The organism is Corynebacterium marinum DSM 44953, from assembly GCF_000835165.1.
GTDB lineage: Bacteria > Actinomycetota > Actinomycetes > Mycobacteriales > Mycobacteriaceae > Corynebacterium > Corynebacterium marinum.
The window spans coordinates 1,133,623-1,158,655 of sequence record NZ_CP007790.1 but is presented as its reverse complement, the minus strand read 5'-3'; the positions used below and the strand labels follow the sequence as shown (position 1 = coordinate 1,158,655).

General features: G+C 69.2%; 23 protein-coding genes and 1 tRNA gene. 10 read left to right on the top strand and 14 right to left on the bottom strand.

Annotated elements, in window-relative coordinates:
• Positions 1 to 349 precede the first annotated feature (349 nt).
• Complete coding sequence (gene rpsA / locus B840_RS05575; protein ID WP_042621326.1) at positions 350 to 1,810, bottom strand: 30S ribosomal protein S1; 1,461 nt, start codon at positions 1,808 to 1,810, stop codon at positions 350 to 352.
• Positions 1,811 to 2,022: 212 nt separating this feature from the next.
• Between rpsA and B840_RS05570 the strand changes: the two genes are divergently transcribed.
• Together B840_RS05570 and B840_RS05565 are read left to right on the top strand one after the other, a co-directional pair.
• Positions 2,023 to 2,772, top strand: a complete 750-nt coding sequence (locus B840_RS05570; RefSeq protein WP_042621325.1) for a class I SAM-dependent methyltransferase — start codon at positions 2,023 to 2,025, stop codon at positions 2,770 to 2,772.
• A 71-nt stretch (positions 2,773 to 2,843) separates the two neighbouring features.
• Positions 2,844 to 3,776, top strand: coding sequence for a hypothetical protein (locus B840_RS05565; RefSeq protein WP_052491103.1), 933 nt, complete (start codon positions 2,844 to 2,846; stop codon positions 3,774 to 3,776).
• Between the two features lie 121 nt (positions 3,777 to 3,897).
• Here the strand turns inward: B840_RS05565 and polA are convergent, their stop codons facing one another.
• Positions 3,898 to 6,519 carry a DNA polymerase I gene (gene polA / locus B840_RS05560; RefSeq protein ID WP_042622547.1) on the bottom strand — a complete coding sequence of 874 codons (2,622 nt, stop codon included), beginning with the start codon at positions 6,517 to 6,519 and terminating at the stop codon, positions 3,898 to 3,900.
• Positions 6,520 to 6,615: 96 nt separating this feature from the next.
• Between polA and B840_RS05555 the strand changes: the two genes are divergently transcribed.
• Positions 6,616 to 6,692: transfer RNA gene (locus B840_RS05555), tRNA-Leu, on the top strand.
• On the opposite strand, the gene B840_RS05550 is transcribed toward B840_RS05555, so the two are convergent.
• Positions 6,693 to 8,717 (bottom strand): glycoside hydrolase family 3 protein, encoded by a 2,025-nt coding sequence (locus tag B840_RS05550; protein ID WP_042621324.1) that lies wholly within the window; start codon positions 8,715 to 8,717, stop codon positions 6,693 to 6,695.
• 111 nt (positions 8,718 to 8,828) lie between these two features.
• Between B840_RS05550 and B840_RS05545 the strand changes: the two genes are divergently transcribed.
• The 5 genes from B840_RS05545 to B840_RS05525 all read left to right on the top strand — a co-directional run bounded on the left by B840_RS05545 (position 8,829) and on the right by B840_RS05525 (position 12,636).
• Positions 8,829 to 9,098, top strand: a complete 270-nt coding sequence (locus B840_RS05545; RefSeq protein WP_042621323.1) for a hypothetical protein — start codon at positions 8,829 to 8,831, stop codon at positions 9,096 to 9,098.
• A 64-nt stretch (positions 9,099 to 9,162) separates the two neighbouring features.
• Entirely contained in the window at positions 9,163 to 10,080 is a 918-nt protein-coding gene (locus tag B840_RS05540; RefSeq protein ID WP_156971852.1) for a DUF368 domain-containing protein, read from the top strand.
• Positions 10,080 to 10,973: an ABC transporter substrate-binding protein gene (locus B840_RS05535; RefSeq protein ID WP_042621321.1), complete on the top strand. Its 894-nt coding sequence runs from the start codon at positions 10,080 to 10,082 to the stop codon at positions 10,971 to 10,973. Before B840_RS05540 ends, B840_RS05535 begins: the two co-directional genes overlap by 1 nt.
• Complete coding sequence (locus tag B840_RS05530) at positions 10,970 to 11,875, top strand: amino acid ABC transporter permease (RefSeq protein ID WP_042621320.1); 906 nt, start codon at positions 10,970 to 10,972, stop codon at positions 11,873 to 11,875. The genes B840_RS05535 and B840_RS05530 overlap by 4 nt, the downstream gene beginning before the upstream one ends.
• Positions 11,872 to 12,636, top strand: a complete 765-nt coding sequence (locus tag B840_RS05525) for an amino acid ABC transporter ATP-binding protein (protein WP_042621319.1) — start codon at positions 11,872 to 11,874, stop codon at positions 12,634 to 12,636. The genes B840_RS05530 and B840_RS05525 overlap by 4 nt, the downstream gene beginning before the upstream one ends.
• Here the strand turns inward: B840_RS05525 and B840_RS05520 are convergent.
• Positions 12,633 to 13,157, bottom strand: coding sequence for an NUDIX hydrolase (locus B840_RS05520; protein WP_042621318.1), 525 nt, complete (start codon positions 13,155 to 13,157; stop codon positions 12,633 to 12,635). The genes B840_RS05525 and B840_RS05520 overlap by 4 nt on opposite strands.
• The gene (locus B840_RS05515) at positions 13,157 to 13,825 is read right to left on the bottom strand and encodes a TIM barrel protein (RefSeq protein ID WP_156971851.1); all 669 of its coding nucleotides are present in this window, start codon (positions 13,823 to 13,825) and stop codon (positions 13,157 to 13,159) included. Before B840_RS05515 ends, B840_RS05520 begins: the two co-directional genes overlap by 1 nt.
• Positions 13,826 to 13,848: 23 nt before the next feature.
• Here B840_RS05515 and B840_RS05510 point away from each other — a divergent pair, with 23 nt between their 5' ends.
• Positions 13,849 to 14,541, top strand: a complete 693-nt coding sequence (locus B840_RS05510; RefSeq protein ID WP_042621316.1) for an SDR family oxidoreductase — start codon at positions 13,849 to 13,851, stop codon at positions 14,539 to 14,541.
• Between the two features lie 1,287 nt (positions 14,542 to 15,828).
• On the opposite strand, the gene B840_RS05500 is transcribed toward B840_RS05510, so the two are convergent.
• Genes B840_RS05500 through B840_RS05465 form a run of 8 tightly spaced genes read right to left on the bottom strand, consistent with a single transcriptional unit; the run spans position 15,829 to position 23,048 of the window.
• Positions 15,829 to 16,524: a sulfite exporter TauE/SafE family protein gene (locus tag B840_RS05500; RefSeq protein WP_042622545.1), complete on the bottom strand. Its 696-nt coding sequence runs from the start codon at positions 16,522 to 16,524 to the stop codon at positions 15,829 to 15,831.
• A gap of 60 nt (positions 16,525 to 16,584) precedes the next feature.
• Positions 16,585 to 17,070 (bottom strand): pantetheine-phosphate adenylyltransferase, encoded by a 486-nt coding sequence (gene coaD, locus B840_RS05495; RefSeq protein ID WP_042621315.1) that lies wholly within the window; start codon positions 17,068 to 17,070, stop codon positions 16,585 to 16,587.
• On the bottom strand, positions 17,067 to 17,639 hold the full coding sequence (gene rsmD / locus B840_RS05490; RefSeq protein WP_042621314.1) for a 16S rRNA (guanine(966)-N(2))-methyltransferase RsmD: 573 nt from the start codon (positions 17,637 to 17,639) through the stop codon (positions 17,067 to 17,069). Before rsmD ends, coaD begins: the two co-directional genes overlap by 4 nt.
• The gene (locus tag B840_RS05485; protein ID WP_042621313.1) at positions 17,636 to 17,845 is read right to left on the bottom strand and encodes a biotin/lipoyl-containing protein; all 210 of its coding nucleotides are present in this window, start codon (positions 17,843 to 17,845) and stop codon (positions 17,636 to 17,638) included. Before B840_RS05485 ends, rsmD begins: the two co-directional genes overlap by 4 nt.
• Before the next feature lie 10 nt (positions 17,846 to 17,855).
• A complete protein-coding gene (locus B840_RS05480) occupies positions 17,856 to 19,946 on the bottom strand; it encodes an ATP-dependent DNA helicase RecG (protein ID WP_042621312.1) in 2,091 nt (696 codons plus the stop codon).
• Between the two features lie 2 nt (positions 19,947 to 19,948).
• Positions 19,949 to 21,391 (bottom strand): DAK2 domain-containing protein, encoded by a 1,443-nt coding sequence (locus B840_RS05475; protein WP_042621311.1) that lies wholly within the window; start codon positions 21,389 to 21,391, stop codon positions 19,949 to 19,951.
• Between the two features lie 11 nt (positions 21,392 to 21,402).
• Positions 21,403 to 22,065: a uracil-DNA glycosylase gene (locus tag B840_RS05470; protein ID WP_042621310.1), complete on the bottom strand. Its 663-nt coding sequence runs from the start codon at positions 22,063 to 22,065 to the stop codon at positions 21,403 to 21,405.
• Positions 22,050 to 23,048 carry a thiamine-phosphate kinase gene (locus B840_RS05465; protein WP_042622544.1) on the bottom strand — a complete coding sequence of 333 codons (999 nt, stop codon included), beginning with the start codon at positions 23,046 to 23,048 and terminating at the stop codon, positions 22,050 to 22,052. Before B840_RS05465 ends, B840_RS05470 begins: the two co-directional genes overlap by 16 nt.
• On the opposite strand from B840_RS05465, the gene B840_RS05460 reads away from it, so the two are divergent.
• Positions 23,047 to 23,973, top strand: a complete 927-nt coding sequence (locus B840_RS05460) for a DUF3515 domain-containing protein (RefSeq protein ID WP_042621309.1) — start codon at positions 23,047 to 23,049, stop codon at positions 23,971 to 23,973. The two genes, B840_RS05465 and B840_RS05460, sit on opposite strands and share 2 nt — an antisense overlap.
• On the opposite strand, the gene B840_RS05455 is transcribed toward B840_RS05460, so the two are convergent.
• On the bottom strand, positions 23,945 to 25,030 hold the full coding sequence (locus B840_RS05455) for a D-alanine--D-alanine ligase family protein (RefSeq protein ID WP_042621308.1): 1,086 nt from the start codon (positions 25,028 to 25,030) through the stop codon (positions 23,945 to 23,947). The genes B840_RS05460 and B840_RS05455 overlap by 29 nt on opposite strands.
• Between the last annotated feature and the right edge of the window lie 3 nt (positions 25,031 to 25,033).

Here is a 25,033-nt window from a genome sequence, read left to right as displayed (position 1 = left end):
GGGCCCGGGTGGCGTTCCAGGTGATTGTCCGTTCCGCCGCACCACGGGTCTGTCTCGTCCGGGCCGGCATGGTTGGGGCCCGGTGATAACCGGTGCTGCGAACCCGGTCTCATCGTGTAAGCGATTCAGTGAGACGTGCTCGTGGCACCGCGGCCGAAAGTGATCGACTCCACTTGATCTTATGCCTTACCGTGCCCGTATGGAAGACAAAGTCTGAACGGGTTTTCTGTTTATGTGGAGTGCTGTCCGCCCGGACGGGCAGCTGGTGGACATAACCAGCGGCACCAGGGAACAGAAAAACCGCGGTGTGAGGATGATCCTCACACCGCGGTTAGTTCTCGGTCAGCAGTTAGTTGCCGGCCAGCTTCTCGCGCAGAGCAGCGAGCTGCTCGTCGGAAGCGAGGGAACCACCGGTGGTCTCCGGTGCGTCCTCGGATGCCGGAGCAGCATCCTCGGACTCGGAGGAGTAGTTGGTGGCCGCCTGCTCGGCTGCCTCGGCAGCAGCGACACGGTGACGCTCGATCTGAGCGGTGTGCAGCTGGTGGCGGCGATCCGCCTCCGCGTAACGACCCTCCCAGGCCTCGCGCTGCTCGTCGAAGCCTTCGAGCCACTCGTTCGTCTCGGAGTCGAAGCCCTCCGGGAAGATGTAGTTGCCCTGCTCGTCGTAGGAGTCGGCCATGCCGTACTTGGACGGGTCGAACTCCTCGGTGTAATCCTCGTCAGCCTGCTTGAGGGACAGGGAGATACGGCGACGCTCGAGGTCGATGTCGATGACCTTGACCATGGCCTCCTGGCCGACGGTGACAACCTGGTCCGGGACCTCGACGTGGCGCTGAGCCAGCTCGGAGATGTGGACCAGGCCCTCGATTCCCTCCTCGACGCGGACGAAGGCGCCGAACGGGACGAGCTTGGTGACCTTGCCCGGGACGATCTGGCCCACAGCGTGGGTGCGGGCGAAGACGCGCCACGGATCCTCCTGGGTCGCCTTCAGCGACAGGGAGACACGCTCGCGGTCGAGATCGACGTCGAGCACCTGGACGGTGACCTCGTCGCCGACGGTGACAACCTCGGACGGGTGGTCGATGTGCTTCCAGGACAGCTCGGAAACGTGAACCAGGCCGTCGACACCGCCGAGATCGACGAAGGCGCCGAAGTTGACGATGGAGGAGACAACGCCCTTGCGGACCTGACCCTTCTGCAGCTGGTGCAGGAACTCGGAGCGGACCTCGGACTGGGTCTGCTCGAGCCATGCACGGCGGGACAGGACCACGTTGTTGCGGTGCTTGTCCAGCTCGATGATCTTCGCCTCGAGCTCCTGGCCGATGTACGGGTCCAGGTCGCGGACGCGGCGCATCTCGACGAGGGAGGCCGGCAGGAAGCCGCGCAGGCCGATGTCCAGGATGAGGCCGCCCTTGACGACCTCGATGACGGTACCGGTGACCGGCTCGTCCTTCTCCTGCAGAGCCTCGATCGCACCCCATGCACGCTCGTACTGTGCGCGCTTCTTGGAGAGGATCAGGCGACCCTCCTTGTCCTCCTTGGTGAGGACCAGTGCGTCGATCTGGTCGCCGACCTCGACGACCTCGTCCGGGTTGACATCGTGCTTGATGGACAGCTCCCGGGACGGGATGACGCCCTCGGTCTTGTAGCCGATATCGAGCAGAACCTCATCGCGGTCGACCTTGACGACGGTGCCTTCAACGATGTCGCCGTCGTTGAAGTACTTGATGGTCGCGTCGACTGCTGCGAGGAAGTCCTCAGCGGAGCCAATGTCGTTGATGGCAACCTGAGGGGTAGTGGTGTTGGACATGTGTTGAGTTGCTCCGAATTGGATAGGAGATAGTAAGTGGACAGGAACATGTCTCTCGTTGTCCGCCGGCTCACCCGGCAGGTCGATCTCACCCCGCGACTGCCCGGACCCTCCTATTACAGCCCGTAGCACCGCAAAGCACAGACACGCGCCTAGAACCCTACCGCCTGACCGACGCAGGGGCAAACACCACGGAGAAGGAATTCACGACCTTGAACTCACCCACCTCACCCGACGCAGCCGCCTCAGCCAACCGCTCCTGGTGGGACAGCGACGCCGCCGATTACCACGCCCGCCACCCCGGCTACCTCGAGGGCTTCCACTGGTGCCCCGAGATGCTGGCAGAGGCCGACGCCCGCCTGCTCGGCGACGTCCGCGACTCCGACGTCCTGGAGATCGGCTGCGGCTCCGCCCCCTGCTCCTCCTGGCTGGCCCGCGACGGCGCGCGCTTCGTCACCGCCTTCGACATCTCCCTCGGCATGCTCCGCCACGCCGACGGCACCGTCCCCCTCGTCCAGGCCGACGCCCAGGCCCTGCCCTACCTCGACGATTCCTTCGACGTCGCGTTCTCCGTCTTCGGCGCCCTGCCTTTCGTCCCCGACGTCGCACCCGTGCTTATCGACGTCGCCCGCGTCCTCCGCCCCGGCGGCCGCCTGGTCTTCTCCGTCACCCACCCCGTGCGCTGGATCTTCCCCGACGACCCCGCCGAGTTTGAGGCGCAGATCAGCTACTTCGAGCGCGAGTACGTGGAGACCGGCGAGGACGGCCGGGTCACCTACGCGGAGTTCCACCGCACCTTCGGCGACTGGGTCCGCGCCCTCACCGCCGCCGGCTTCACCCTGCAGGACATCCTCGAGCCGGAGTGGCCCGGCGATCTCACGCAGACCTGGGGGCAGTGGTCCCCCGAGCGCGGGGCGATCTTCCCCGGCACCGCGATCTTCATCGCACAGGCCGCCGGCTGAGTTGTCCACAGATCCCGGGGACGCGGCGCCGGACGGTGGACGAGGGGGCGTCGATAAGCGACGATCCGGGTATGAGGAACTGGGGGGGAGAACTCGGCTTCGCCGACGTGCGCACGCTGGGCGGCCGCGCGGGGCACACGCTGCTCACCGCGGAGATCGCGGTGGCCGACAGCATGTGGGGTCCGCTGGCGCCGTGGGAGAAATCCGCGGCGCGGGCGTTCGCCGTCGGCCTGACCATGGACAGCGCCGTGATCTGCGGGAAATCCGCCGCGCGGCTGATCGGGATCGAGATGCCGGGCTGGGAGGACACCGTCGAGGTCACCTACCCCGGGAACCGGAAGCCCGGTGGGCGGCGGTACTGGCCGGAGGGCGTCCGCTTCCGGTACCGGAATCTCGACGCGGGCAGCATCCGGGAGCACCACGGGATCCGGGTGACCGACTCGCACCGCACGGTCCGCGACATCGCCGTGCTGCACAGCCTCGCGGACGGGGTGGTCGCCCTCGACTCGGCCCGCCGGAAATGGCCGAAGTGGAGCCTCGGACAATGGGAGGCAGGCATGTTCCGGGGTCCGCGTTTCAAGGGGATGGCGACCGTGCGGAAGATGCTCGAACTGTCCGTCCCCGACTCCGGCAGCCCCCAGGAGTCCCTCGCCCGCGTCCGGCTGATCGTCGCCCGGCTACCCGGAGTGGAGAGCATCCGGACTCAGGTCCGTTTCGAGGCCGGCGGGCGCAGCTTCCCCGTGGACCTGCTCCTCAACGGCTGGCTGGCGCTGGAGTTCGACGGCGAACTCAAATATGAGGAGGGGGCCTTCGGACGCACGACCCGGGAAACCCTGCTCAGGGAGCGGGAGCGGGAAGTTCTCCTGCTCAACCTCGGACTGCAGATCCGGCGGGTCCGGGCGGAGGATCTGCATCTGGACGAGGCCGGCTGGTGCCCGATGTTCGGCATCGTGCTCGACGCGTTGCGCGGCCGCGAGGAGATGCACCGGCAGGCCCTCGGCTGAAGGGCGCGATCCCGACTACGCGATCGCGCCCTTTGCCCCGCCCTTGCGTACTTTGAGGGTCCCCTTGCGCCGTTGAGATCGCGCCGTTTGCCGCAGGGCCGGCGTGAGGCCGGCCACGTACCTAGTGCGCCGCCGCGTCCCAGTTCACCCCGGAGCCCGCGGAGACCTCCAGCGGTACGCGGAGGGTGATGGCCGAGCCCATCTCGCGTTCGAGGATCTCCCGGACCTGCTCCAGCTCACCGGGGGCGATCTCGACGACCAGCTCATCGTGGACCTGGAGCAGCACCCGCGACTTCACCCCGGCCGAACGGAACGAACGGTCGACCCGGATCATGGCCACCTTGATGATGTCCGCCGCAGTCCCCTGGATCGGCGCGTTGAGGGCGGCCCGCTCGGCGTTGTCGCGGGCCACGCGGTTGTCGGAGTTGAGTTCGGGCAGGTAGCGGCGGCGACCGAAGAGAGTGGAGGTGTAGCCGTCCTTGCGTGCCTGCTCGACCACTTCCGCCAGGTAGCGCTTGACGCCGCCGAAGCGCTCGAAGTAGTTGTCCATGATGGTCTTGGCCTCGCCGGCGGGGATGTTGAGCTGCTGGGACAGGCCGAAGGCGGAGAGTCCGTAGACCAGGCCGTAGGACATGGCCTTGACCCGGCGGCGCAGCTCGGGGGTGACCTGGTCGATGGGCACGTCGAAGACCTTGGAACCGACGTAGTTGTGCAGGTCCTCGCCCTCCTTGTACGCCTCGGTCAGGCCGGGGTCCTGGGAGAGGTGCGCCATGACGCGCATCTCGATCTGCGAGTAGTCGGCGGTGAGCAGCGTCTGGTAACCCGAGCCCACCACGAAGGCGGAGCGGATCTTCCGGCCGGCCGGTGTGCGCACGGGGATGTTCTGCAGGTTGGGCTCGGTGGAGGACAGCCGCCCGGTGGAGGCGACGGTCTGGTTGAAGGTGGTGTGGATCCGGCCGTCGGACTGGACGGTCTTGATCAGTCCCTCGAGCGTGGTCTTCATCTTCTGGTACTCGCGGTGCGCCAGCAGGTGGTCGAGGAAGGGGTGCGGGTGTTTGACCGCCAGCTGCTCGATCTCCTTGGCGGCGGTGGACCAGCCGGTCTTGGTCTTCTTGGTCTTGGGCATGCCGAAGGTCTCGAAGAGCACCGTCTGCAGCTGCTTGGGGCTGGAGAGGTTGAGGGTGTCGTCGCCGGCGAGTTCGCGCGCGGCGGCCTCCTCCTCCGCGACCTGCCCGACGAAGGTGGCCAGCTGCTCCTCGAGGGTGTCCACGTCCACGGCGATGCCGGTGGCCTCCATCCGGGCGAGGATGCCGGCCAGCGGGATCTCCAGGTCGTGGTAGAGCTCGAAGGAGTCGATCTCCTGCAGCTGCCGGGTCAGTTCTTCGGTGAGTTCGAGGACGGCAGCGGCGGAGTCGACGAGCGTGGAGTCCCCGAGCAGGGAGAGCTGCTCCTCGGGTTCGGCGAGCTGGCGCTGCAGGTGCCGCTGGTAGACATCCTTGAGGTCGTAGGTGCGCTGCCCAGGGCGCAGGAGGTAGGCGGCGATGGCGGTGTCGTGCGCCACGCCGTGCAGCTCCATCCCGCGTCCGGCGAGCATGTGGAACGCGGCCTTCGACTCGTGGAGGTACTTCGGGTCCCCGGAGGCCAGCCAGGTGGCCAGGGCCTTCTCGTCGGCGGGGTTGAGGTCGGCGAGTTCGGCGCTCACCGCGTGCCGCTGCTTATCGACGACCGCGATCGCCCCCGTATCCCCCTGGTTCGGCGTCGCCGTGCCCGTCACGTACAGGGCAAGTCCCTGGCCTTGACGGGCCGCTAGCCAGTCGGCGAGCGGGGTGTGGTCGACGACGACGTCGGCAAGCTCCTCGGAGGCCTCGACGGCCCCCTCGGTGGGCACGGCGGCCAGGACGCGTTCGCGGAGGTTGGCGCCGAACTCGAGATCGTCGAAACGCCGGGCCACGGCCGCGACGTCCGCCGGCCGGAGCACCAGCTGGTCCGGGCCCACGGGCAACTCCATGTCCGTGAGCATGTGGGTCAGGCGGCGGTTGAGACGGACCTGGTCGATGCGCTCGCGGAAGTTCTCGCCGGCCTTGCCCTTAATCTCCGCGGCGTGGTCGAGGAGGTTGTCCAGGGTGCCGTACTGCTGGATCCACTTGGTGGCGGTCTTCTCGCCGACACCGGGGATGTTGGGCAGGTTGTCGGACGGGTCGCCGCGCAGAGCCGCGAAATCCGGGTACTGCTCCGGGGTCAGGCCGTACTTCTCCTCCACGGCCGCCGGGGTGAAGCGGTGGAGGTTGGACACGCCGCGCATCGGGTAGAGCACCGTGGTCATCTCGTCGACCAGCTGCAGGTAATCGCGGTCACCGGTGATGATGAGCGTCTCGTACCCCAACGGCTTGGCGGCCGTGGTCAGGGTGGCGAGGATGTCGTCGGCCTCGTAGTTCTCCATGCTCAGCGTGGTTATGCCGAGCGTGCCCAGGACCTCCTGCAGGATGTCCACCTGGCCCTTGAACTCCGGCGGCGAGGCCTCGCGCTGGGCCTTGTACTCGGGGAACATCTCCGTGCGGAAGGTCTTGCGCCCGACGTCGAAGGCGACCGCCACGTGCGCCGGCTTCTCCTCGGCCAGGATGTTCGCCAGCATGGAGAGGAACCCGTACACCGCGTTGGTGTGCTGGCCACCCGTGGTGGAGAAGTTCTCGGCGGGCAGGGCATAGAAGGCGCGGAAGGCCATCGAGTGCCCGTCGATGAGCAGAAGGCGGTTGTTCTCGGTCGTCTCAGTCACAAGAGCCAAGTGTAGCCAGCCCGATTCCCACGACGGGCGGGCCGTGCACTAAACTGACCACTTGCCGCCCCCGTAGCCCAATTGGCAGAGGCAACGGATTCAAAACCCGTTCAGTGTGGGTTCGAGTCCCACCGGGGGCACCATCAGAAGCGCAGGCCGTGGCCCTGCGCGTAGACATTGCCGTCGCGGTCGCGGTAGGGGTAGTCCTCCCCGCAGTACTTGCCGGGGACGTCCCGCGGGGAGTTCTCGATCGCTTCGACCGAGGCTGGCAGGCTCATGGGCAGCCGCCCGGCGGGGCCGCCGTCCTCCCCCGCCAGGGAGCGGATCAGGTGGTCGGGGTGGATCTCGAAGGAGCCGACCACCGCCGCGGCGTCGGGTTCGATCTCGCCGAGCAGCCACGGGTTGGTGAAGTTGACCACGAGGAGGGTGGGCACGGTCTGCTCGATCGCGCGGACCCGGTCCACGTCCACGCCGTCGGCGCGGGGGTCGACGGACAGCGGGACGCCCTCCCGGTCGTCTTCGAACAGGGCGATCTCGGGGCGGGCCCATACCAGGGCGATGTCCGCCTCCTCCGGCGTCCCGACGATGTGGGCGCCGGACCAGACGCGGGTGATGGACTCCTCCAGCTTGGCCTGCACGTCGCCGATGAGCGTGCGGCCGGTGACGAAGGGGTACACCTTCACCTCGCGCGCCAGCTTCAGCGGCAGCAGTTCCGAGGAGCGCAGCAGGGTGACCGACTGGCGCTGCGCCTTCTCCCCCAGCGCCGCGACCTCCCCGCCGCCGATGACCGTCTCGGCGGCCTCGGGGTCGACGTAGGGATTCTCGAACAGGCCCAGCGCGAAGATCTCGCTGAGCAGGCGGATGCAGGCCTGGTTGAGGTCGGCGTCGGAAAGCAGGCCCTGTTCGATGGCGCGGATGAGCTCGGCGGGGTCCGCCATGTCGGAGAAGACGTCGGTGCCGGCCTTGACCGCCGCGGCGAAGCGCTCGGGTTTGGTCAGGGATTCCACACCCCAGACCATGGCGTCGATGACGCCGGAGTCGGAGTTGACGTAGCCGCGGTGGCCCAGGCGGCGGCGCAGGAGCTCCTCCAGGAAAACCTCGTTGTAGGCGAAGGCCACCTCGGCGAACTGGGTGGTCGGGCCCTGCCAGAACTGTTCGTCGAGCTGCGCGGCCGAGGTGTTCACCGGCTTGGCGTAGTACGGCATGATCGAGCTCGCGCCGGAGACGCAGGCGGCCTGGAAGGGCGGCAGGTGGTAGCGTTCCAGGGCACCCTCGGTCGGGTACTCGTTGGTCTGGCCCCACTCGAAATGGGGGTCGTGGCCGTCCAGGCGGACGCCGCCGCCGGGGAAGTGCTTGATGGTGCAGGCGACGGAGGATTCGGAGAGCTCCTCGCCCTGCATGCCGCGCACGAGGTTGCCGATGTAGGAGGTGACCAGCTTGACGTCCTCGCCGAAGGTGCCGTTGAACCGGGACCAGCGCGGCTCCGATGCGACGTCGGCCATGTAGCCGTAGAGCTTGTGCAGCCCCCCGGCGCGCCACTCCTTGGCGATCTCCTCGCCGAAGGTCTCCATCAGCCCCGGATCTTCCAGCGCCGCGAGGCCGAGTTCGTTGGGCCACTCGGAGAACACACCCGCGGATTCGTTGACGCCGAACTGGGCGACCAGAGCCACGTGGTTGCGGGGGTTGGAGGCGAAGACCGCGGGGATGCCCAGGCGGGAGTTCTCGGCGAGTTCCTGGACGGCGTTGGTCCAGGTCGCCAGGTCCTTCGGCTCGAGGTTGTCGCGGCAGATGAGGAAACGCTGGTGGCGGAGGTGGATGGCGTTGTCCGTCGAGGAGGTCACCAGGACCGGCTCGGGGTAGGGCTGGGAGGTGATGGGGTTGGCGTCGCGCCAGACGTCTTGCGGGTTGAGCAGCTGCCCCTCCTCCGCGTGCGGCAGAAATGAGGAGTATCCGGGGTGGTGCGAGCCGATGATCATCAGGCCCGCCTTCTCCTCCGGGGTCATACGGCGGACGAGGTCGACCGCCCGTTCCTCGGGGCTCCGGCGCCAGTCCTCGTAGGGGTTGAGCTCGCCGTCGCCGTTGAGGTCGCGGAACTGCAGTCCGTCCTGCGTGATGAGGCGCCCGGTCCGGGTGCCCAGGGTCGGCTGAATCGGTGTGGAGGCAGTCATGATCCCACCGTATCGACGCCCGCGTCATAACGCCGACGTTGCCGGAAGTTTCCGCGCATCGACAGTTAAAGTGGACGGGTCCCGTTTCCCACCTACCAAGGATTCCGCCACATGCGCCGTACTTTCATTGCCCTGAGCACTGCCGCCACCCTCACGCTGGGCGTCGTCCCTGCCGTGCAGGCCACCCCCTCCTCGCAGCTCAACGAGCTTCCGGCCGACATGCGCCTGGGTTCCTCCGGAGCCCAGCTGCTCTCCTCCAACCCGTCGGAGGAACAGATGAAGGAGGGCGCTGCGCTGATCGGCCGCGACTGGCTGGTCGGCTTCATCGGGGTCGCGGTGCTGGGCAGCGTCATTCAGGCCGTCTCGGCGGCGCTGCGTTAGTGCCGTAAGGTAAGGGGCTGACAATTCGAGCCGACTCATCATGGAAGGCGTGCGCCGAGAAGCCATGACCACCCCTCATCATTACCCCGCCAAGACGCCGCGTACCCCGCTGTCCGTCGTGGCCAATATCGTCCGCGGCGCGCTGATCGGCATGGCCGAACTGGTGCCGGGCATCTCCGGCGGCACGGTCGCACTCGTCGTGGGCATCTACGAACGTGCGCTGAACACCGGCAACCAGCTGTTCCGCCGGCAGTTCAAGGCGGTGGACTGGCCCTTCCTCATCGCCGTGGGTGTGGGCATGGTCGCCGCGGTCTTCACCATGTCGACGGTGCTGCACGATTTCGTGGAGAACTCCCCCGAGTACGCCCGCGCCCTGTTCATGGGCATGGTGGCGGTATCCATCTGGGTTCCGGTGGCGATGATGGACCCGAAGGACGTCAGCCGGAAGTGGAAGCTGGTCATTCCGCTGTTCCTCGGGGCGGCGCTGATCAGCTTCTTCGGCACCGGCCTGACATCGGCGCCGCAGGACAACCCCCCGTTGATCGTAATCTTCCTCGCCGCCGCCATTGCTATCTGCGCTCTGGTGCTCCCGGGTGTCTCGGGGTCCTTCTTCCTGCTGGCCGTCGGCCTGTACGCGCCGGTCATGGGAGCCATCTCCGACCGTGAGTGGCCGGTGATCTTCACCTTCATGGCCGGCGCTCTGGTCGGCATCGCGCTGTTCATCCGCGTGCTCACCTGGGCCCTGGAGAAGCACCGCACCATCTCTCTGACGCTGATGGCGGGCCTCATGCTCGGGTCGCTGCGTTCCCTGTGGCCGTGGCAGTCCGACACCGCCGACCTGCTGTCCCCGGGCGGCAACGTCCTGGCCATCGTCGGACTGGTCGTGCTGGGCGCCGTGATCGTGGCGGTCTTCATCGTCGCGGACCGCGTGGCCACCACCCGCCGCGAGTCCGAAATCATCGCAGAAATCCTGCCGGCGTGATGCGCCGCCGCTTGAGCGCGCTGGCGGCGATCGCGGCGGCGTCGATAAGCATGAGCGCCTGCGTGACCAACGTGGAGGAGGTCCATCCCGAGGGATGGACCCGGATCACCCCGGACGCCGTGCCGGAGATCTCCGCCATGGTGCCGGAATCCGTGGCCGCCGACGGTGTTCTCTCGGGCGGCACCAACCCGCCCTTCGCGCCCTTCGAGGTGAAGGATTCCGGCGGATCGATCGTCGGCATGGAGATCGACCTCGCCCGCGCCGTCGCGGCGGTGATGGGCCTGGAGTTCGAGCCCGTTGAGCAGGACTTCGCCATGATCATCCCGGCGGTGCAGGCCGGCACCGTCGACGTGGGGGTCTCGGGGTTCACGGACAACGAGGAACGCCGCCGGACCGTCGACTTCGTCAACTTCCTCTACGCCGGTATCCAGTGGGCGCAGCCGGCGGGCGGAAACGTCGACCCGGAGCACCCCTGCGGGCTGACCGTGGCCGTGCAGCGCACCACCGTCTCCGAGACCGACGACGTCCGGCCGAAGTCGGAGGCCTGCGAGGCCGCCGGCGAAGAGCCCGTCACCATCCTCTCCTACGACACCTCCGACAACGCCGCGCTCTCCGCACTCATCGGGCGCGCCGACGCCCTGTCCGCCGACTCCCCCGTCACCGCGTGGGCCGTCGCCCGTTCCGACGGGGAACTGGAACTGACCGGCGACATGTTCGCCGCCGCCCCCTACGGCTGGGCCGTGCCGAAGGATTCCCCGCTCGGCCCGGCCATGGCAGCCGCCCTGCAGCACCTCATCGACACCGGCGACTATCAGCGCATCCTCGCCCAGTGGGGCGTGGAGACCGGGCTGGTCGAGCAGGCCATGATCAACGAGAAGGAGCCCGACGCATGACCACCCCCGCCCCCATCCAGGCGAAACCGCTGCGCCACCCGGGACGCTGGGTCCTCGCGGCGATCGTGCTGGGCCTGTCGGCCTGGTTCGTGATCGGCGCGCTGACCAACGAGGCCTACGGCTGGGACACCTACCGCGCCTACCTCTTCGACACCCGGGTCGCCACCGCCGCCCTGCACACCCTGGCGTTGACCGTCCTGGCGATGCTGATCGGCGTCGCCCTCGGCGCCACCCTGGCCGTCATGCGGATGTCGCCCAACCCCGTGCTGCGCGGCGTGGCATGGGTGTACCTGTGGATCTTCCGCGGCACCCCGGTCTACGTGCAGCTGGTGTTCTGGGGCCTGCTCGGATCCCTATACCAGACCATCAACGTCGGCTTCGCCGAGGTGGAGCTGGAACCGCTGCTGAGGAACGCCTTCCTGCTGGCCGTCCTGGGCCTGGGCCTCAACGAGGCCGCGTACATGGCCGAGATCGTCCGCTCCGGCATCTCGTCCGTGCCGGAGGGCCAGATGGAGGCGTCGAAGGCCCTGGGCATGAGCTGGGGGATGACGATGCGCCGCACGGTCCTGCCGCAGGCGATGCGCATCATCATCCCGCCGACGGGCAACGAGTTGATCTCCATGCTCAAGACCACCTCGCTGGTGGTCGCCATCCCGTACACGCTGGAGCTCTACGGCCGATCCATGGACATCGCCGCCGCGCTCTTCGAGCCGGTGCCGATGCTCCTGGTCGCCGCCACCTGGTACCTGGCCGTCACCTCGCTGCTGATGGTGGGCCAGCACTACCTGGAGAAGCACTTCGAGAAGGGTGCGCGCCGCGAACTCACCGCCCGACAGCTCGCCTCGCTCGCCGACGCCGAGGGCACCATCCCCGGCAACGTCACCGTGAAGGAGACCCCATGACCGACCTGATGATCGACGCCCAGCAGGTGTGCAAGTCCTTCGGCCAGCTCGAGGTGCTCAAGGGCATCGACCTGCAGGTGCGCAAGGGCGAGGTCACCTGTCTCATCGGCCCCTCCGGTTCCGGCAAGTCCACGTTCCTGCGCTGCGTCAACCACCTGGAGAAAGTCACCGCCGGGCGCCTCTACGTCGACGGTGGCCTCATCGGCTATCGCGAGCGCGACGGCGTGCTCCACGAAATCTCCGAGAAGGACGCCGCCAGGCAGCGCGCCGACATCGGCATGGTCTTCCAGCAGTTCAACCTCTTCCCGCACCGCACCGCCCTGGAGAACATCATGGAGGCGCCGGTGCACGTCAAGGGCGTCCCGTCCGCACAGGCCCGAGAGCGCGCCATGGAGCTTCTCGACGACGTCGGCCTGGCTCACAAGGCCAACGCCTACCCCGTGCAGCTCTCCGGCGGCCAGCAGCAGCGGGTGGCCATCGCCCGCGCCGTCGCCATGGAACCGAAGCTCATGCTCTTCGACGAACCCACCTCCGCCCTCGACCCCGAGCTGGTCGGTGAGGTGCTGCGCGTCATGCGCAAGCTGGCCGACGACGGCATGACCATGCTCGTGGTCACCCACGAGATGGGTTTCGCCCGCGAGGTCGCCGACACAGTGGTGTTCATGGACGGCGGCCGGGTGGTCGAGGCGGGGCCGCCCGCCGAGGTGCTGGACAACCCGCGGGAGGGCCGCACCCGCGCGTTCCTGTCCTCCCTGTTCTAGATGCCCTGCCGGAGGTCGAAGATGTTGCGCTGGTCGAGGAAGTCGAAGACGAAGCGCACCACCGGCTCCCGGTAGTTGATGAACCGGCCGGAGCGCAGCAGCTGCAGCACCTCGCCGAGATCCGCCCAGCGGACCTCGGCGACCTCGTCGTTGGGGACGGCGAGGTCGGACAGGGCGGCGTTGGTGCGCAGGAGATAGAAGTCGTCGAAGCCGTATTGGAAGTTGAAGGTGAAGCTGGGGCGGGCGAGATCCAGCTCAAGGCCCAGCTCCTCCCTCACCTCGCGGACGGCGCCCGCGCGGCTGGTCTCCCCCGCGTGGACGCTGCCGCCGACGCTGAAGTCCCACAGCCCCGGCCAGTTCTGCTTGCCCTCGTCCCTGCGCTGGATGAGCAGCCTTCCCGCCTCGTCGAACAGGCACACGTGCACCACGACGTGCAGCTGCCCCTCCGGCAGGCCGTTCTGCCGCCGGACGGTTCCCCCGGTGGGTATGCGGTCGACGTCGTAGAGGTCCCACATCTCCATCAGGGCAGCCACTCCCCCGCGACGTGCCCCTCGTAGCCGGCGCCGCGGAGCTGCCGCACCCATTCCGCCAGCGGAAGGGTGCCCGTGCCCGGGGCACCTCGCCCCGGGCTGTCCGCGACCTGCACGTGCTCGGGCATGACACCCGTGAGGTCCACCGGGCCGTTGACGGCGAGGTGGTACAGGTCGAGCAGTAGGGCGCCGGGGAGCAGCGCGGCGTCGGCAAGCGACTTCACGGGGTAGTCCGCGGCGCCGGAGAGCGGCTCGATCATCGCCACTCCCCCGAACCGCTTTTCGACGTCGCCGGCCACCGCCCCGAACCTGTCCACCTGCGCGGCCGTGAGCTGCGGCCCGCCGCGGCCGACGAGCAGGTTGAAGCGCGGGACGCCGGTGAGGTCGTGGAAGCGTTCGACGGCGTCGATATGCGCGGCCGGCATGTCGCGTTCGTGGAGGATTCCGCGGTCGCCTTTCGCCAGGTCCCCGCCGAACATGTTCAGCGCCACCAGGGTGAGGTCCCGTTTCCTCAGCTCGGCGACGACGGCGTCGATCTCCGCGCGGGAGGGATCGGGGACGGCGAAGGGCCACCAGAGTTCGACGGCGGGCGTAGTGGCGGCGTCGAGGCCTTCTGTGAGGCTCGCGCGGCCGATGGAGCAGTTCATCGCAGTGATCACACCGCCCACTCTACGATGGGCGCATGGACAAGAAGGTTGCAGTAGTCACCGGGGCCGGTGCCGGCCTCGGCCGCATGTTCGCCCGGGCGTTGGCCGCCGACGGCTGGGACCTCGCCCTCCTGGGCCGCACCCGGAAGACGTTGGAGGAGACGGGGTGCGGGCTGGCCGTGCCCTGCGACATCTCCGACGAGGCCAGCGTGGCCGCCGCCTTCCGGGAGGTCACCGGGCACTACGGGCGACTGGACCTGCTGGTCAACAACGCCGGGGTGCCGGGCCCCACCGGCGAGCTGCACACGGTCCCCCCGGCCGAGTGGCGGGCCACCTTCGACACGAACATCACCGGCACCTTCCTGTGCACGCAGCAGGCCTTCGAGTGGATGGCCGCCAACGGCGGCGGGCGGATCATCAACAACGGCTCCATCGCGGGCCACTCCCCGCGTGCGGGCGTCGCGGCGTACGCGGCGTCGAAGGCGGCGGTGGCCAGCCTGACGGTGTCCACGTCCCTGGACGGCCGCCCCTACGGGATCACCGCGACGGAACTGGACATCGGCAATGCCCGCACCGCCCTGCTGGGTTCCTTCACCGGCTCCGAGCCCATGTTCGATGCCGCCGAGGCCGCACGTCTGCTGGTGGCGGTGGCCTCCATGCCCGCCGACGTCAGCGTGGACCAGGTGACCGTGACCGCCGCCGGGATGCCCTACCTGGGCCGGGGTTAACCCCGGAAGGGGGTGGCGTGTCGGGGTCGTGGTCTAGCGTGCGTGTCGAACAGCCGATCGAACCGCCGATGCCACGTGAGGACATGAGCTCCGATCAGGAACTACTACTCCGTCAACAATCCCGACGACCCCCACGCCGTGGCCTCCCACGAGGTCACCCGCGCCACCTACCGTCTCTGGCGCATGCTCGCCGATACGGTCGACGAGACCGTCGACTGCGATGTCACCTACGCCACCATCAGCCGCAGCACAGGCCTCGGCCGGCACACGGTGGAACTCGCCCTGATGGCCATGTCCACCCTCGACGAACTGCCCGCGCTGCGGGCCCACCAGGAGCAGCTCCACCACCTGGACATGTCCCGGCTGCGCGCCATCGAATCAGCCCTCGCCATGGCCGACCGGGCGTATTTCCCGGAGCTCGACGCCCGCCTGACCCGCTACCTCACCGCCACCCGCCCCAACCAGCCGCTGCCGTCGCCGAAGGCCATCCGCCAGAGGATCAAGGCTCTGCTCGACGAGCTCGACGCCTCCCTCGCCACCGACGAGGAGGACCCGGAACTGCCCAGCACGACCTACTCCATGAAGATTCACGACAACGGCACCGCCGACCTCTTCGCGCGTTTCGACGTCCCCACCGCAGCCGCCATCGACGCCCGCGTGCGGGCCCTGGCCAAGGAACGCAAGATCGGCCACGCGGCGGCGCATGCGCTCCTGCTCACCGGTGAGGACGCGGGTGTAAAAGTCCACCTGAACCTCTACCGGGCGCACGACGTGGCGGAGGCCCCCGTGCATCTGCCCCGCGCCGGATGGCTCAACCCCGAGCGGGCCGCGGAGTGGCTGGCGAAGGTCTCAACCGTCCGCGACCTGGACGCCGCTGCGGAGACCAGCACCGGCGCGTACCAGACCCCGGCGCTCCTGGAGGCGCTCATCGAGGGCCGGGACGGCGTCTGCCGCTACCCGGGCTGCTCCGTGGCGGCGCAGTTCTGCGACAACGACCACATGCTCAACCACGCCGACGGCGGCACGACCTCGGCCGGCAACCTGGTCAACCTGTGCCGGCACCACCACAACCTCAAGACCGCCGGCCACATCCGCTACGTCCTCGACGCGGTCACCGGCCACGTCATCTGGCTGCTGCCCAACGGCATCTGGGTCGAGGACCTCCCGGAGGGGCCGCTCGCCGCGGATTCCAGGCGGTGGGTGCAGACCTTCGTGCAGCGCCGCGACGCCCGCAACCAGCGCGCCCGGCAGGCGGCACAGGCCCGGAAGCGGGCCAGGGATGAGCTGTTAGAGCAGACCCGAGACACCGCGGACGAGGGCGGTGACGCCGCCGGCGGAGGCGAGGACGAGGGCGATGTTGCGTGCCCGTGGTCGGCTGACCTTCTCACTGAGCCGGACACCGACCCACAGGCCGAGGGCCATGCCCAGGAGGCCGACGGGCCAGATGAGCCAGTCGGTGTCGGTGAGTGACCCGGCGCCCGAAAGGATCTTGGTGATGAAGGAGAGCGCGCCGGCCACCATGAAGATCGGCTGGAGTGTGGCGGCGAAGGACTGCTGCGGCCAGCGGGACGCCTGCGCGTACACGGTGATCGCCGGTCCGGCGATGCCGGCGAGGGTGTTCATGAAGCCGCCCGCGATGCCGGCGACGACCGCCGGGACGGTGCCCTCGGCGCGGGGGATGTACTTCTTGCCGAAGGTGGTCACCGCCAGGGCGATGAGGAGCAGGCTGCCCACCAAGGCCTGGAGGAGGGAGCCGGAGACCTCGCGCACCAGGAGGGCGGCCGGCACGGCGCCGACGACGAGGACCGAGGCGATGACGGCGAACTTGCGCCAGTCGACGTACTCGCGGACGGTGGCGGTCGTGGCAGCTGCGTTGAAGAACGCCAGCACGTTGACCACGAGGATGCCCTCGACCGGACCCATCGTCACGGCGAGCACCGGGCCGGCGATCAGGCCCAGGCCCATGCCGGAGATCCGCTGCATGGCGGAACCGACGGCGACGATGAGGAAAATGAGGAGAAGTTCGGCTGGCACCCGAACAGACTACCCGTCTATCGTGCGGTACTTCTCCTTGACCGCGTCGACGACCGCATCGGGCAGCAGGCCGTGCACGTCCCCGCCGTACTTGGCCACTTCCTTGAGCAGTGAGGAGGAGATGTAGCCGTATTTCTCGTCGGTGAGCAGGAAGAAGGTGTCGATGCCGGTCAGTCGCCGGTTCATCTGCGCCATCGGTAGCTCGTACTCGTAGTCGAGCGCGGTGCGCAGCCCCTTGACCAGCGCATGGATGCCGTGCTCGGTGGTGTAGTCGACGAGCAGGCCGCCCCACCAGTCGACGCGGAGGTTGGGCACGTCGCTGGTCACTTCGCGGATGAGCTCCATCCGCTCGTCGATGGTGAACAGGCCGGACTTCTTGCTGGGGTTACCGGTCACCAGCACGACGACCTCGTCGAAGTGGGCGGCGGCGCGGCGGTAGATGTCCAGGTGGCCCATGGTCACCGGGTCGAAGGAACCGGGGCAGACGGCTTTCACTGGGTGTCCTTTCGGTAGACGGCCATGTCCATGCGTGCGATGCCGTAGGTGCGCTTCTTCAGTTTCTGGGTGGTGGGCTCGAATCCGGCGGGCCAGTCGGTCTCCGGCGAGGAGACGTGGCGCTCGACGACGACAGCCGCGCCGTCGACAAGCGCGGGTTCCAGCGCCTCGAGCATCTCGCGGACGGATTCGTCGGCGAGCTCGTAGGGCGGGTCCGCCAGCACCATGTCGAAGTAGTCGCGCGGCGCGTTGGCGAGGTAGGTCGACGCCTTCATCTCCTCGATCCGCACCGCCGGATGCTTCACGACGCCCGCGTTGTGCCGGATGACCTCCACCGCAGCGTGGTCACTCTCCACGAGGACGACCTCGGCCGCGCCCCGCGAAGCGGCCTCGAGGCCGAGGGCGCCGGAGCCGGCGAAGAGGTCCAGCACGCGTGCGTCCCCGAAGCCGAAGCGCACCTGCAGGGAGGAGAAGAGGCCTTCCCGAGCACGGTCGGAGGTGGGGCGGGTGCCGGCGGGCGGGACCTTGAGCCTGCGGCCTCGGGCCTCCCCGGAGATGATGCGGGTCATTCGGAGACCTCCATGAGCAACTCGCCGCCGACGACGTCCGAGTAATCCCCGCGGGCGAGGGAACCGACGGTGCCGGGGCCCGGCGCGAGGACCGGTGCCTCGAGTTTGACTGCCTCCACGGTGGCCAGGGCGTCGCCGGTGGCGACGGTGTCGCCGGTGGCTACGTGGTAGCGCACGATGCCGGCGAAGGGGGCGCAGATATCCATGCCCTACACCCTAACTCTTCTCCAGGAACTCACGGTCGGTGCGGTCGATCTCCAGGACCAACCGTTGGGCGAGCAGCGGATGCCTGCCGACGAGGACGGCGGCGTCGCTGGTGGCGCGTTCGATGATGGCGTAGTCCTCGAGCAGGTTGAGCAGCCGGACGGTGCGGGTGGTGCCGGACTGGCTGGTACCCAGGACGTCTCCCTCCTGACGGTGGATGAGGTCGAGTTCTGCGAGCTGGAAACCATCGGAGGTGGCGGCGACGTCGCGGATGCGGCGGTCGGCCTCGGAGTTCTCCTCGGCGAGGGTGTGGAAGATGCAGAGCGAGGCGTGGCCGCCACGGCCGACGCGGCCGCGCAGCTGGTGGAGCTGGGAGACGCCGAAGTTCTCTGCCTCGCGGATGAGCATGACGGTGGCGTTGGGTACGTCGACGCCGACCTCGATGACGGTGGTGGCCACGAGGATATGGATCTCCCCGGCTGCGAAACGGCTCATGACGGAGTCCTTCTCTTCGCCCGACATCCGGCCGTGGAGGTAGCCGACGACGAAATTGCGGAAGGGGCCGCGGCCGAGGATGTCGAAGACCTCGAGGACTCCGCCCTCGCCGTCGATGCGCGGGCACACGACGTAGGCCTGCCGGCCGGCCTCGACCTCCTCCCCGATGCGGGTGATGGCGCGGCGGACCCAGGCGGGTTTGTACTCCGGGACGACGACGGATTCGATGGGGCGCCGGCCGTCGGGCAGCTCGCGCAGCGTGGAGACCTCGAGGTCGCCGAACACGGTCATGGCGATGGTGCGCGGGATGGGGGTGGCCGTCATGACCAGGAGGTGCGGGGTCTTGCCGTCGCGGCCCTTGGCGCGCAGGCGGGCGCGCTGCTCGACGCCGAAGCGGTGCTGCTCATCGACGACGACCAGCCCCAGGTCGAAGAACTCGACCGTGTCCTGGATGAGCGCGTGCGTGCCCACCACGATGTCCGCCTCGCCGGAGACGATGTCCAGCAGGGCCTGACGTTTCGCGGCCACGGGCATGGAGCCGGTGAGGGCGACGATCTTCACGCCGGTGTACAGGCCGGTGAGGGTGCGGGCGTGCTGGGCGACGAGCACCTCGGTGGGGGCGAGCAGGGCGCACTGCCGGCCAGCGTCGACTGCCTGGAGCATGGCCACCAGCGAGACGACCGTTTTTCCGGAGCCGACCTCGCCCTGCAGGAGGCGGCTCATGGGTTCGCCCTGGCTCAGGTCCTGCTCGAGTTCGGCGATGACGGTGCGCTGGCCGTCGGTCAGCTCGAAGGGGAGTCCGGAAAGCAGGCGCGTGCGGTGCCCGTCCTCGACCGGGGGCAGGGCGGGGGCGGTGCGGCGCAGGGTCTCCAGTCGGCGCAGAGCCATGACCAGCCCGAGGGTGAGCGCCTCGTTGTACTTGAGCCGCTCCAGGTGCGGTTCGGGGCCCTCGGGGCCGGGGAAGTGGACGCCGCGGATGGCCTCGTCGAAGCTGACGTGCCCCGCGGGGACCTCCCCCAGGGGCTCGGGCACCGGGTCGAGGGTGCGCAGGATGTGCCGGATGGCGGCCATGATGCGCCACGAGGCCATCTTCGCGGTCGCCGGGTAGATGGGCACGAAATCGAGGTCGCGGAGCTGTTCGTCGGGGTCGCCGTAGAGGGTGAAGGCCTTCAGCGACCCGGCGGCCTTCTCTCCGGGGCCGGGCAGGATGAGGAAGTCCGGGTGCTGGAGCTGCGGTTCGCCCCGGTAGAACTTCAGCTTGCCGGAGAACATCGCCTTCGAGCCCTGGCGCAGGAGCCGGGTGACGTAGGCGGAGTTGAAGAAGGAGGCGGTGAAGACGGTGCGCCCGTCGTTGATGGTCAGGCGGGTGACGGTCTTGCCGTCGCGGGTGTGGAACTCGCGGACCGCGATTACCTCGCCGACGCACGTGATCATGTCGCCCTCGAGGGCGTCCTCGGCGAGCACGCCGGAGCCGTGGCGCGACCAGGCCCGCGGGGTGTGCTCGAGCAGGTCGTGGCAGGTGACGTAGCCGAGGGCCTTGGTCAGCGCCTTGGCCTCCTTGTCGGGGAGGACGTCGGCGAGCTTCCGGTCGTCGGTCCAGCCGAGCACCGCTACTCGACCCCGATCTCCACCAGATGGCCCAGCCCGTCGGCCGGGTACGCCATGACGTCGACACGCAGGGCCTCGTCGAGCTTCTCGACGTCCACCTGCGTCCCCGTCAGCAGGATCACGTGCTCGCCCCCCTCGGCGAGCAGGGTCCGGCAGGCGGCTTCCACGGCGTCCTCGACGGTGGTGGTGATGTCTTCGGCGCTGAGCGTGGCGGTGCGCATCGAGGCGGCGGCCTCGGACATGGTGTAGGCCGCCACCCCGACGGGAGCCTGCGCGTCGTGGACGCTCAGGGCCGCGATGCCGGAGACCAACCGCCCGGTGGGCACGATGGTGATGGACTGCTCGAAGGCGTGGGTGGCCCGTTCCACGGAGACAAGCTGGCGGTGGTCGAGCAGCCCGTTGGGCAGCAGGATCAGTTCCTGCGCGCTGGAGTTCCGCACCCCGGAGAGGATGTCGGAGACGACGTCCTCGCCCGGCGCGACGACGACCGCGCCCGCCTCGCGGTACAGGTCGGCGACTGAGCCGGGCGGGGTGACCGCCACGACGACGCGGCGCGGGGTGGCGACCTGGGGGGCGTCGGGAAGCACCTCGATCCGCAGGTCGGAGACCCCGCCCTGGGCGAAGGCCTTCTCGATGACCCGGCCGGCGGTGTGCGAGTGGATGTGCACTCGGCCGCTGGTCTCCTCGGCGCGCGCGATGACGAGACTGTCGCCCAGTCCTGCGAGGGCGGACTCGAGGGTGCCGAGGTCGCCGTCGAAGAAGAACATGACCTCCAGCTGCGGGCCGACGGAGCCCGGTTCGGGGGCGGTGGATGCGGCGGCTGCGGCCCCCTCGATCTCGGCGAGCAGGGCCTCCAGCAGAACGACGAAGCCCGCTCCCCCGGCGTCGACGACCCCGGCCTCCCGGAGGACGTCGAGCTGGGAGGGGGTGTTGGCCAGCGCCGTGCGGGCGGCGTCGACCGCGGAGGACACGACCTCGTGCAGGTCGCTGCCCGCGGCTTCAGCGGCTTCGGCGGCGATCGCGGCGGCCCGCAGGACGGTGATCACGGTTCCTTCGACGGGCTCCGCGATAGCGCGGTCGACCAGCTGCACCGCCAGGGTGAGCGACTCGGCGATGCAGGTGCCGTCGACGTTGCCGTGGTTGGTGGAATTCGCGATGGCCCGCAGGACCTGGCTGAGCACGAGCCCGGAGTTGCCCCGCGCCCCCCGGACGCTGCCGACGGCCAGTGCGCGGGCGACCTCCCCGACGCTGGGCTCCCCCGCCAGCCGGCCGGATTCCGCGAGGGCGGCCTCCATGGTGTGCGCCATGTTGGAGCCGGTGTCCGCGTCCGGGACGGGGAAGACGTTGAGGGCGTTGATCTCCGCGCGGCGGGCGGACAGCTCGGCCACGGCCCGGGCCGCCCAGTCGTGGAGTCGGCTGCCGTTGAGCTCTCGCGGATGGGACATAACGCCGTAGTCTACAGCCGCCAGTCCACCTCTTCTGACCCGGCGGACACGAGCAGCTCATTCGCCCGGGAAAAGGGCCGGGACCCGAAGAAGCCCCGGGAAGCCGACAACGGGGAGGGGTGTGCTGACTCGATGCGTGGCGTGTCGCCGAGGAAACGGCCGGCGGTCTGGGCGTCGCGTCCCCAGAGGATGGCCACCAGCGGCCGTCGCCTGTCGACGAGCGCCCGGATCGCCGCCTCCGTCACCTGCTCCCAGCCCTTTCCCCGGTGGGAGGCGGGTTCGCCGGGCCGGACGGTGAGCACCCGGTTGAGCAGCAGCACCCCCTGCCGGGACCAGGCGCTGAGGTCGCCGTCCTCCGGGATCGGCAGGCCCAGGTCGGAATTGAGTTCGCGGTAGATGTTGGCCAGGCTGCGCGGCAGGGGGCGCACCCCGGGGCGGGTGGAGAAGCTCAGCCCCATGGCGTGGCCGGGGGTGGGGTACGGGTCCTGGCCGACGATGAGCACCTTGACCTCGTCGAAGGGATCCTGGAAGGCGCGCAGGATGTCGCCGCCCGCGGGAAGGTAGTCCGGTTCGGTGCGCAGGAAATCGCCGAGCTCGTGGATCTGGTCTTCGACGGGGGCGAGGGCCGGCCGCCAGGTGGAGTGCACGGGAAGCATGGTCAGAAACTCACCCATCCGTGGGTGTATTTCGGGTCCTCGCCGTTGATGGTCACGCCGTCGCCGCGCACCACCCGGCCGATGGAGCGGAAACCCGAGGGCGGATCCCCGGCGGTGGTGGCCAGCAGGGTGTGGTCCTCCCCGCCGGACATGACCCACTCCCAGGGGTCGGCGCCCAGCAGCTCGGCGGCCTCGGCCACCAGCGGTGCCGGGGCGACGTCGGCGGAGTGGAGATCGATGCCCACCCCGGAGCGGCGGGCGATGGTGCCCAGGTCGGCGATGAGGCCGTCGGAGTTGTCGGTCATGGCGGTCGCGCCGGTCGCGCGCGCGATGACGCCGCGGCCGGGGTTGAGGCGGGGGGCGCAGTGGGCCTCGACGAGCGGGGTGAACTGTTCCGGCACGGCGTCCCGCCCGAATCGTTCCAGCAGGGCCAGGCCGGCCGCGGACCAGCCGATGCTGCCGTGGGCGACGACCCGCTGCCCCGGCCGTGCGCGGTCGAGGGTGAGCTCGGGGCGCGAGCCGCCGAGGGAGCCGATGGCGGTGACCGAGAGGACAAGGTGGTCCCCGGAGGTGAGGTCCCCGCCGACGAGCTCCGCGGAGTACTCCCCCACCCGCTCGTTGATGCCCGCCGCGATGCCGCGGATGTAGGACACCGGGGTGTGCGGCGGGGCGGCGATGGCCAGGAGGGCGGCGATGGGCCGGGCCCCCATGGCCTCGATGTCGGCGAAGTTCTGCACGATCGCCTTCTGTCCGATCTCCTCCGGCGTGGACCAGTCCGCCCGGAAGTGGCGGCCTTCGATGAGCATGTCCGTCGTCGCCACCGCCCGGGAGTTCGGCGAGGCGTGGTTGAGGACGGCGGCGTCGTCGCCGTTGCGGGACGAGGGCGCGGCGGTGATGATCGCCTCGATCGCCCGGTGTTCGCCGACCTCCCCGAGGGTCGGGCCGGAATAGTGGGCGGGGAAGATGGTCACGCCATCCCTTTCGATAGACTTCCAGTTCATGAGCTCCACTTATCAACCTAGCCGCTCCGGACGAACCGCCATCTACCTCTCCCTGGTGCTGGCGGTGGCGCTGGTCCTCGGTGTCGTCGTCGGCGCGAAGCTGGTGTTCGACCGCGCCGCCAAACAGCCCGTGGCCATGAGCGACCTTCCTGCGCCGCTGGCTGACTCACCGGAATGCGCCGACTTCATCGCCGGACTCCCCGACGAACTCATCGGCCACGACCGCGCCGAGATCGCTGAGCCCGCCCCCGACGGTGTCGCCGCCTGGGCCTCCAGCTCGGTCGAGAGGGTGACGCTGCGCTGCGGCGTCGACCTGCCGCTGCAGTACACCGACTACGCCCCGACCGAGACGATCGACGGCGTCGAGTGGCTGCTGATCACCGACGCCACCCCCGGTTCCACCCTCGCGTCCTGGTTCACCGTGGACCGCACCCCGGTCGTCGCCGTCACCGCGGACGAGGAGTCCCTGGGCCGCGCGGACAACCCGGTCGAGGACCTCGGAGCCTCCGCGCTGCCGGCGGCCGGCCACGAGCCCTTCCCCGCGCCGTTGTCGCAGCTCGCCGCCGGGGACGGCGCCCGGTGCGGGGATCTGCTGGACAACCTGCCGGACACCCTCGCCGAGGAGTATTCGCGTATCGACGTCGCCGAGCCCCTCACCGCCGCGTGGGCCGCCAACGGCCTCGAGCCGGTCGTCCTGCGCTGCGGCGTCGCCCCGCCGGAGAACTACCAGCCGGGCATCCAGCTCAACCAGGTCAACGACATCGTCTGGTTCGAGGACACCACCCTGGCCAACGGCACCACGTCATCGACGTGGTTCGCCCTGGGCCGCGACGTCGACATCGCCGTCAGCGTCCCGCAGGAGACCGGCAACGCCGCCGTCGTCGCGCTGGGCGAGGTTATCTCCGCTCGGACTGCAGAGCAGTAGCGACGAGGATGTCGAGAAGCTCTTCGTAGGGCACCCCGGAGGCGGCGAACATCTGGGGGTACATCGAGATCGGGGTGAAGCCGGGCATGGTGTTGATCTCGTTGAGCACGGGGCCGGCGTCGGTGAGGAAGAAGTCGACGCGAGCCAGGCCCTGGCAGTTCAGGGCGCGGAAGGTGTCGACCGCCATCGCCCGGATGAGGTCGTTGGTCTCCTCGCCGAAGGGCGCCGGGATGGTGGGGGTGACCACGTTGTCGAGGTACTTGGTCTCGAAACCGTAGAAGCCCTCGTCCGAGTCGCCGGTGTTATTGAGCTTCGCCGGCACGGAGGCCACGAGGGAGCCGTCCGGGTGCTCGAGCACACCGACCTCCACCTCGGCGCCGATGATCTCGGCCTCGACGACGACCTTGTGGTCCGATTCCCGGGCCAGTTCCACGGCTGCGGGCAGGTCCGCCCAGTCGCTCACCCTGGACACCCCGATCGAGGAGCCGCCGCGGGCGGGCTTGACGAAGACGGGCAGGCCCAGCAGGTCGCGCTGGGCCTCGTCGAGGTCGGTCCCCGTCCCGCGCAGGATCACCTCGGCGGTGATGGGCAGGCCCTCCGCCGCGGCGAGCTTCTTGGTGAACTCCTTGTCCATCCCGCACGCCGAGGACAGCACCCCGGTGCCCACGTAGGGGATCCCGGCGAGCTCTAACAGGCCCTGGATGGTGCCGTCCTCGCCGAAGGGGCCGTGGAGGACGGGGAAGACGACGTCAAGACGCGCGTGCTCGGCGCCGGTGGCGAGGTTGCGCACCAGGCCGCGGTCGGCCGGGTTGAGCGAGAGGGCGAGCTCCGCGCCGGGTTCCACCGACGGCAGCCGCCCGTCCCGGATCATCAGTGCGTTGGGGTCGGACTCCCCCGCAGTCCACATCCCCTCGGGGGTGATGCCGATGGGCACCACCGCGTACCTGCCCGTGTCGAGGTGCGACATCACCGCACCCGCAGACACGCAGGACACTGAATGTTCGCTGCTGCGTCCCCCGTAGATGACCCCGACCGTGATGCGCTGTGGCTGTTCCATGAG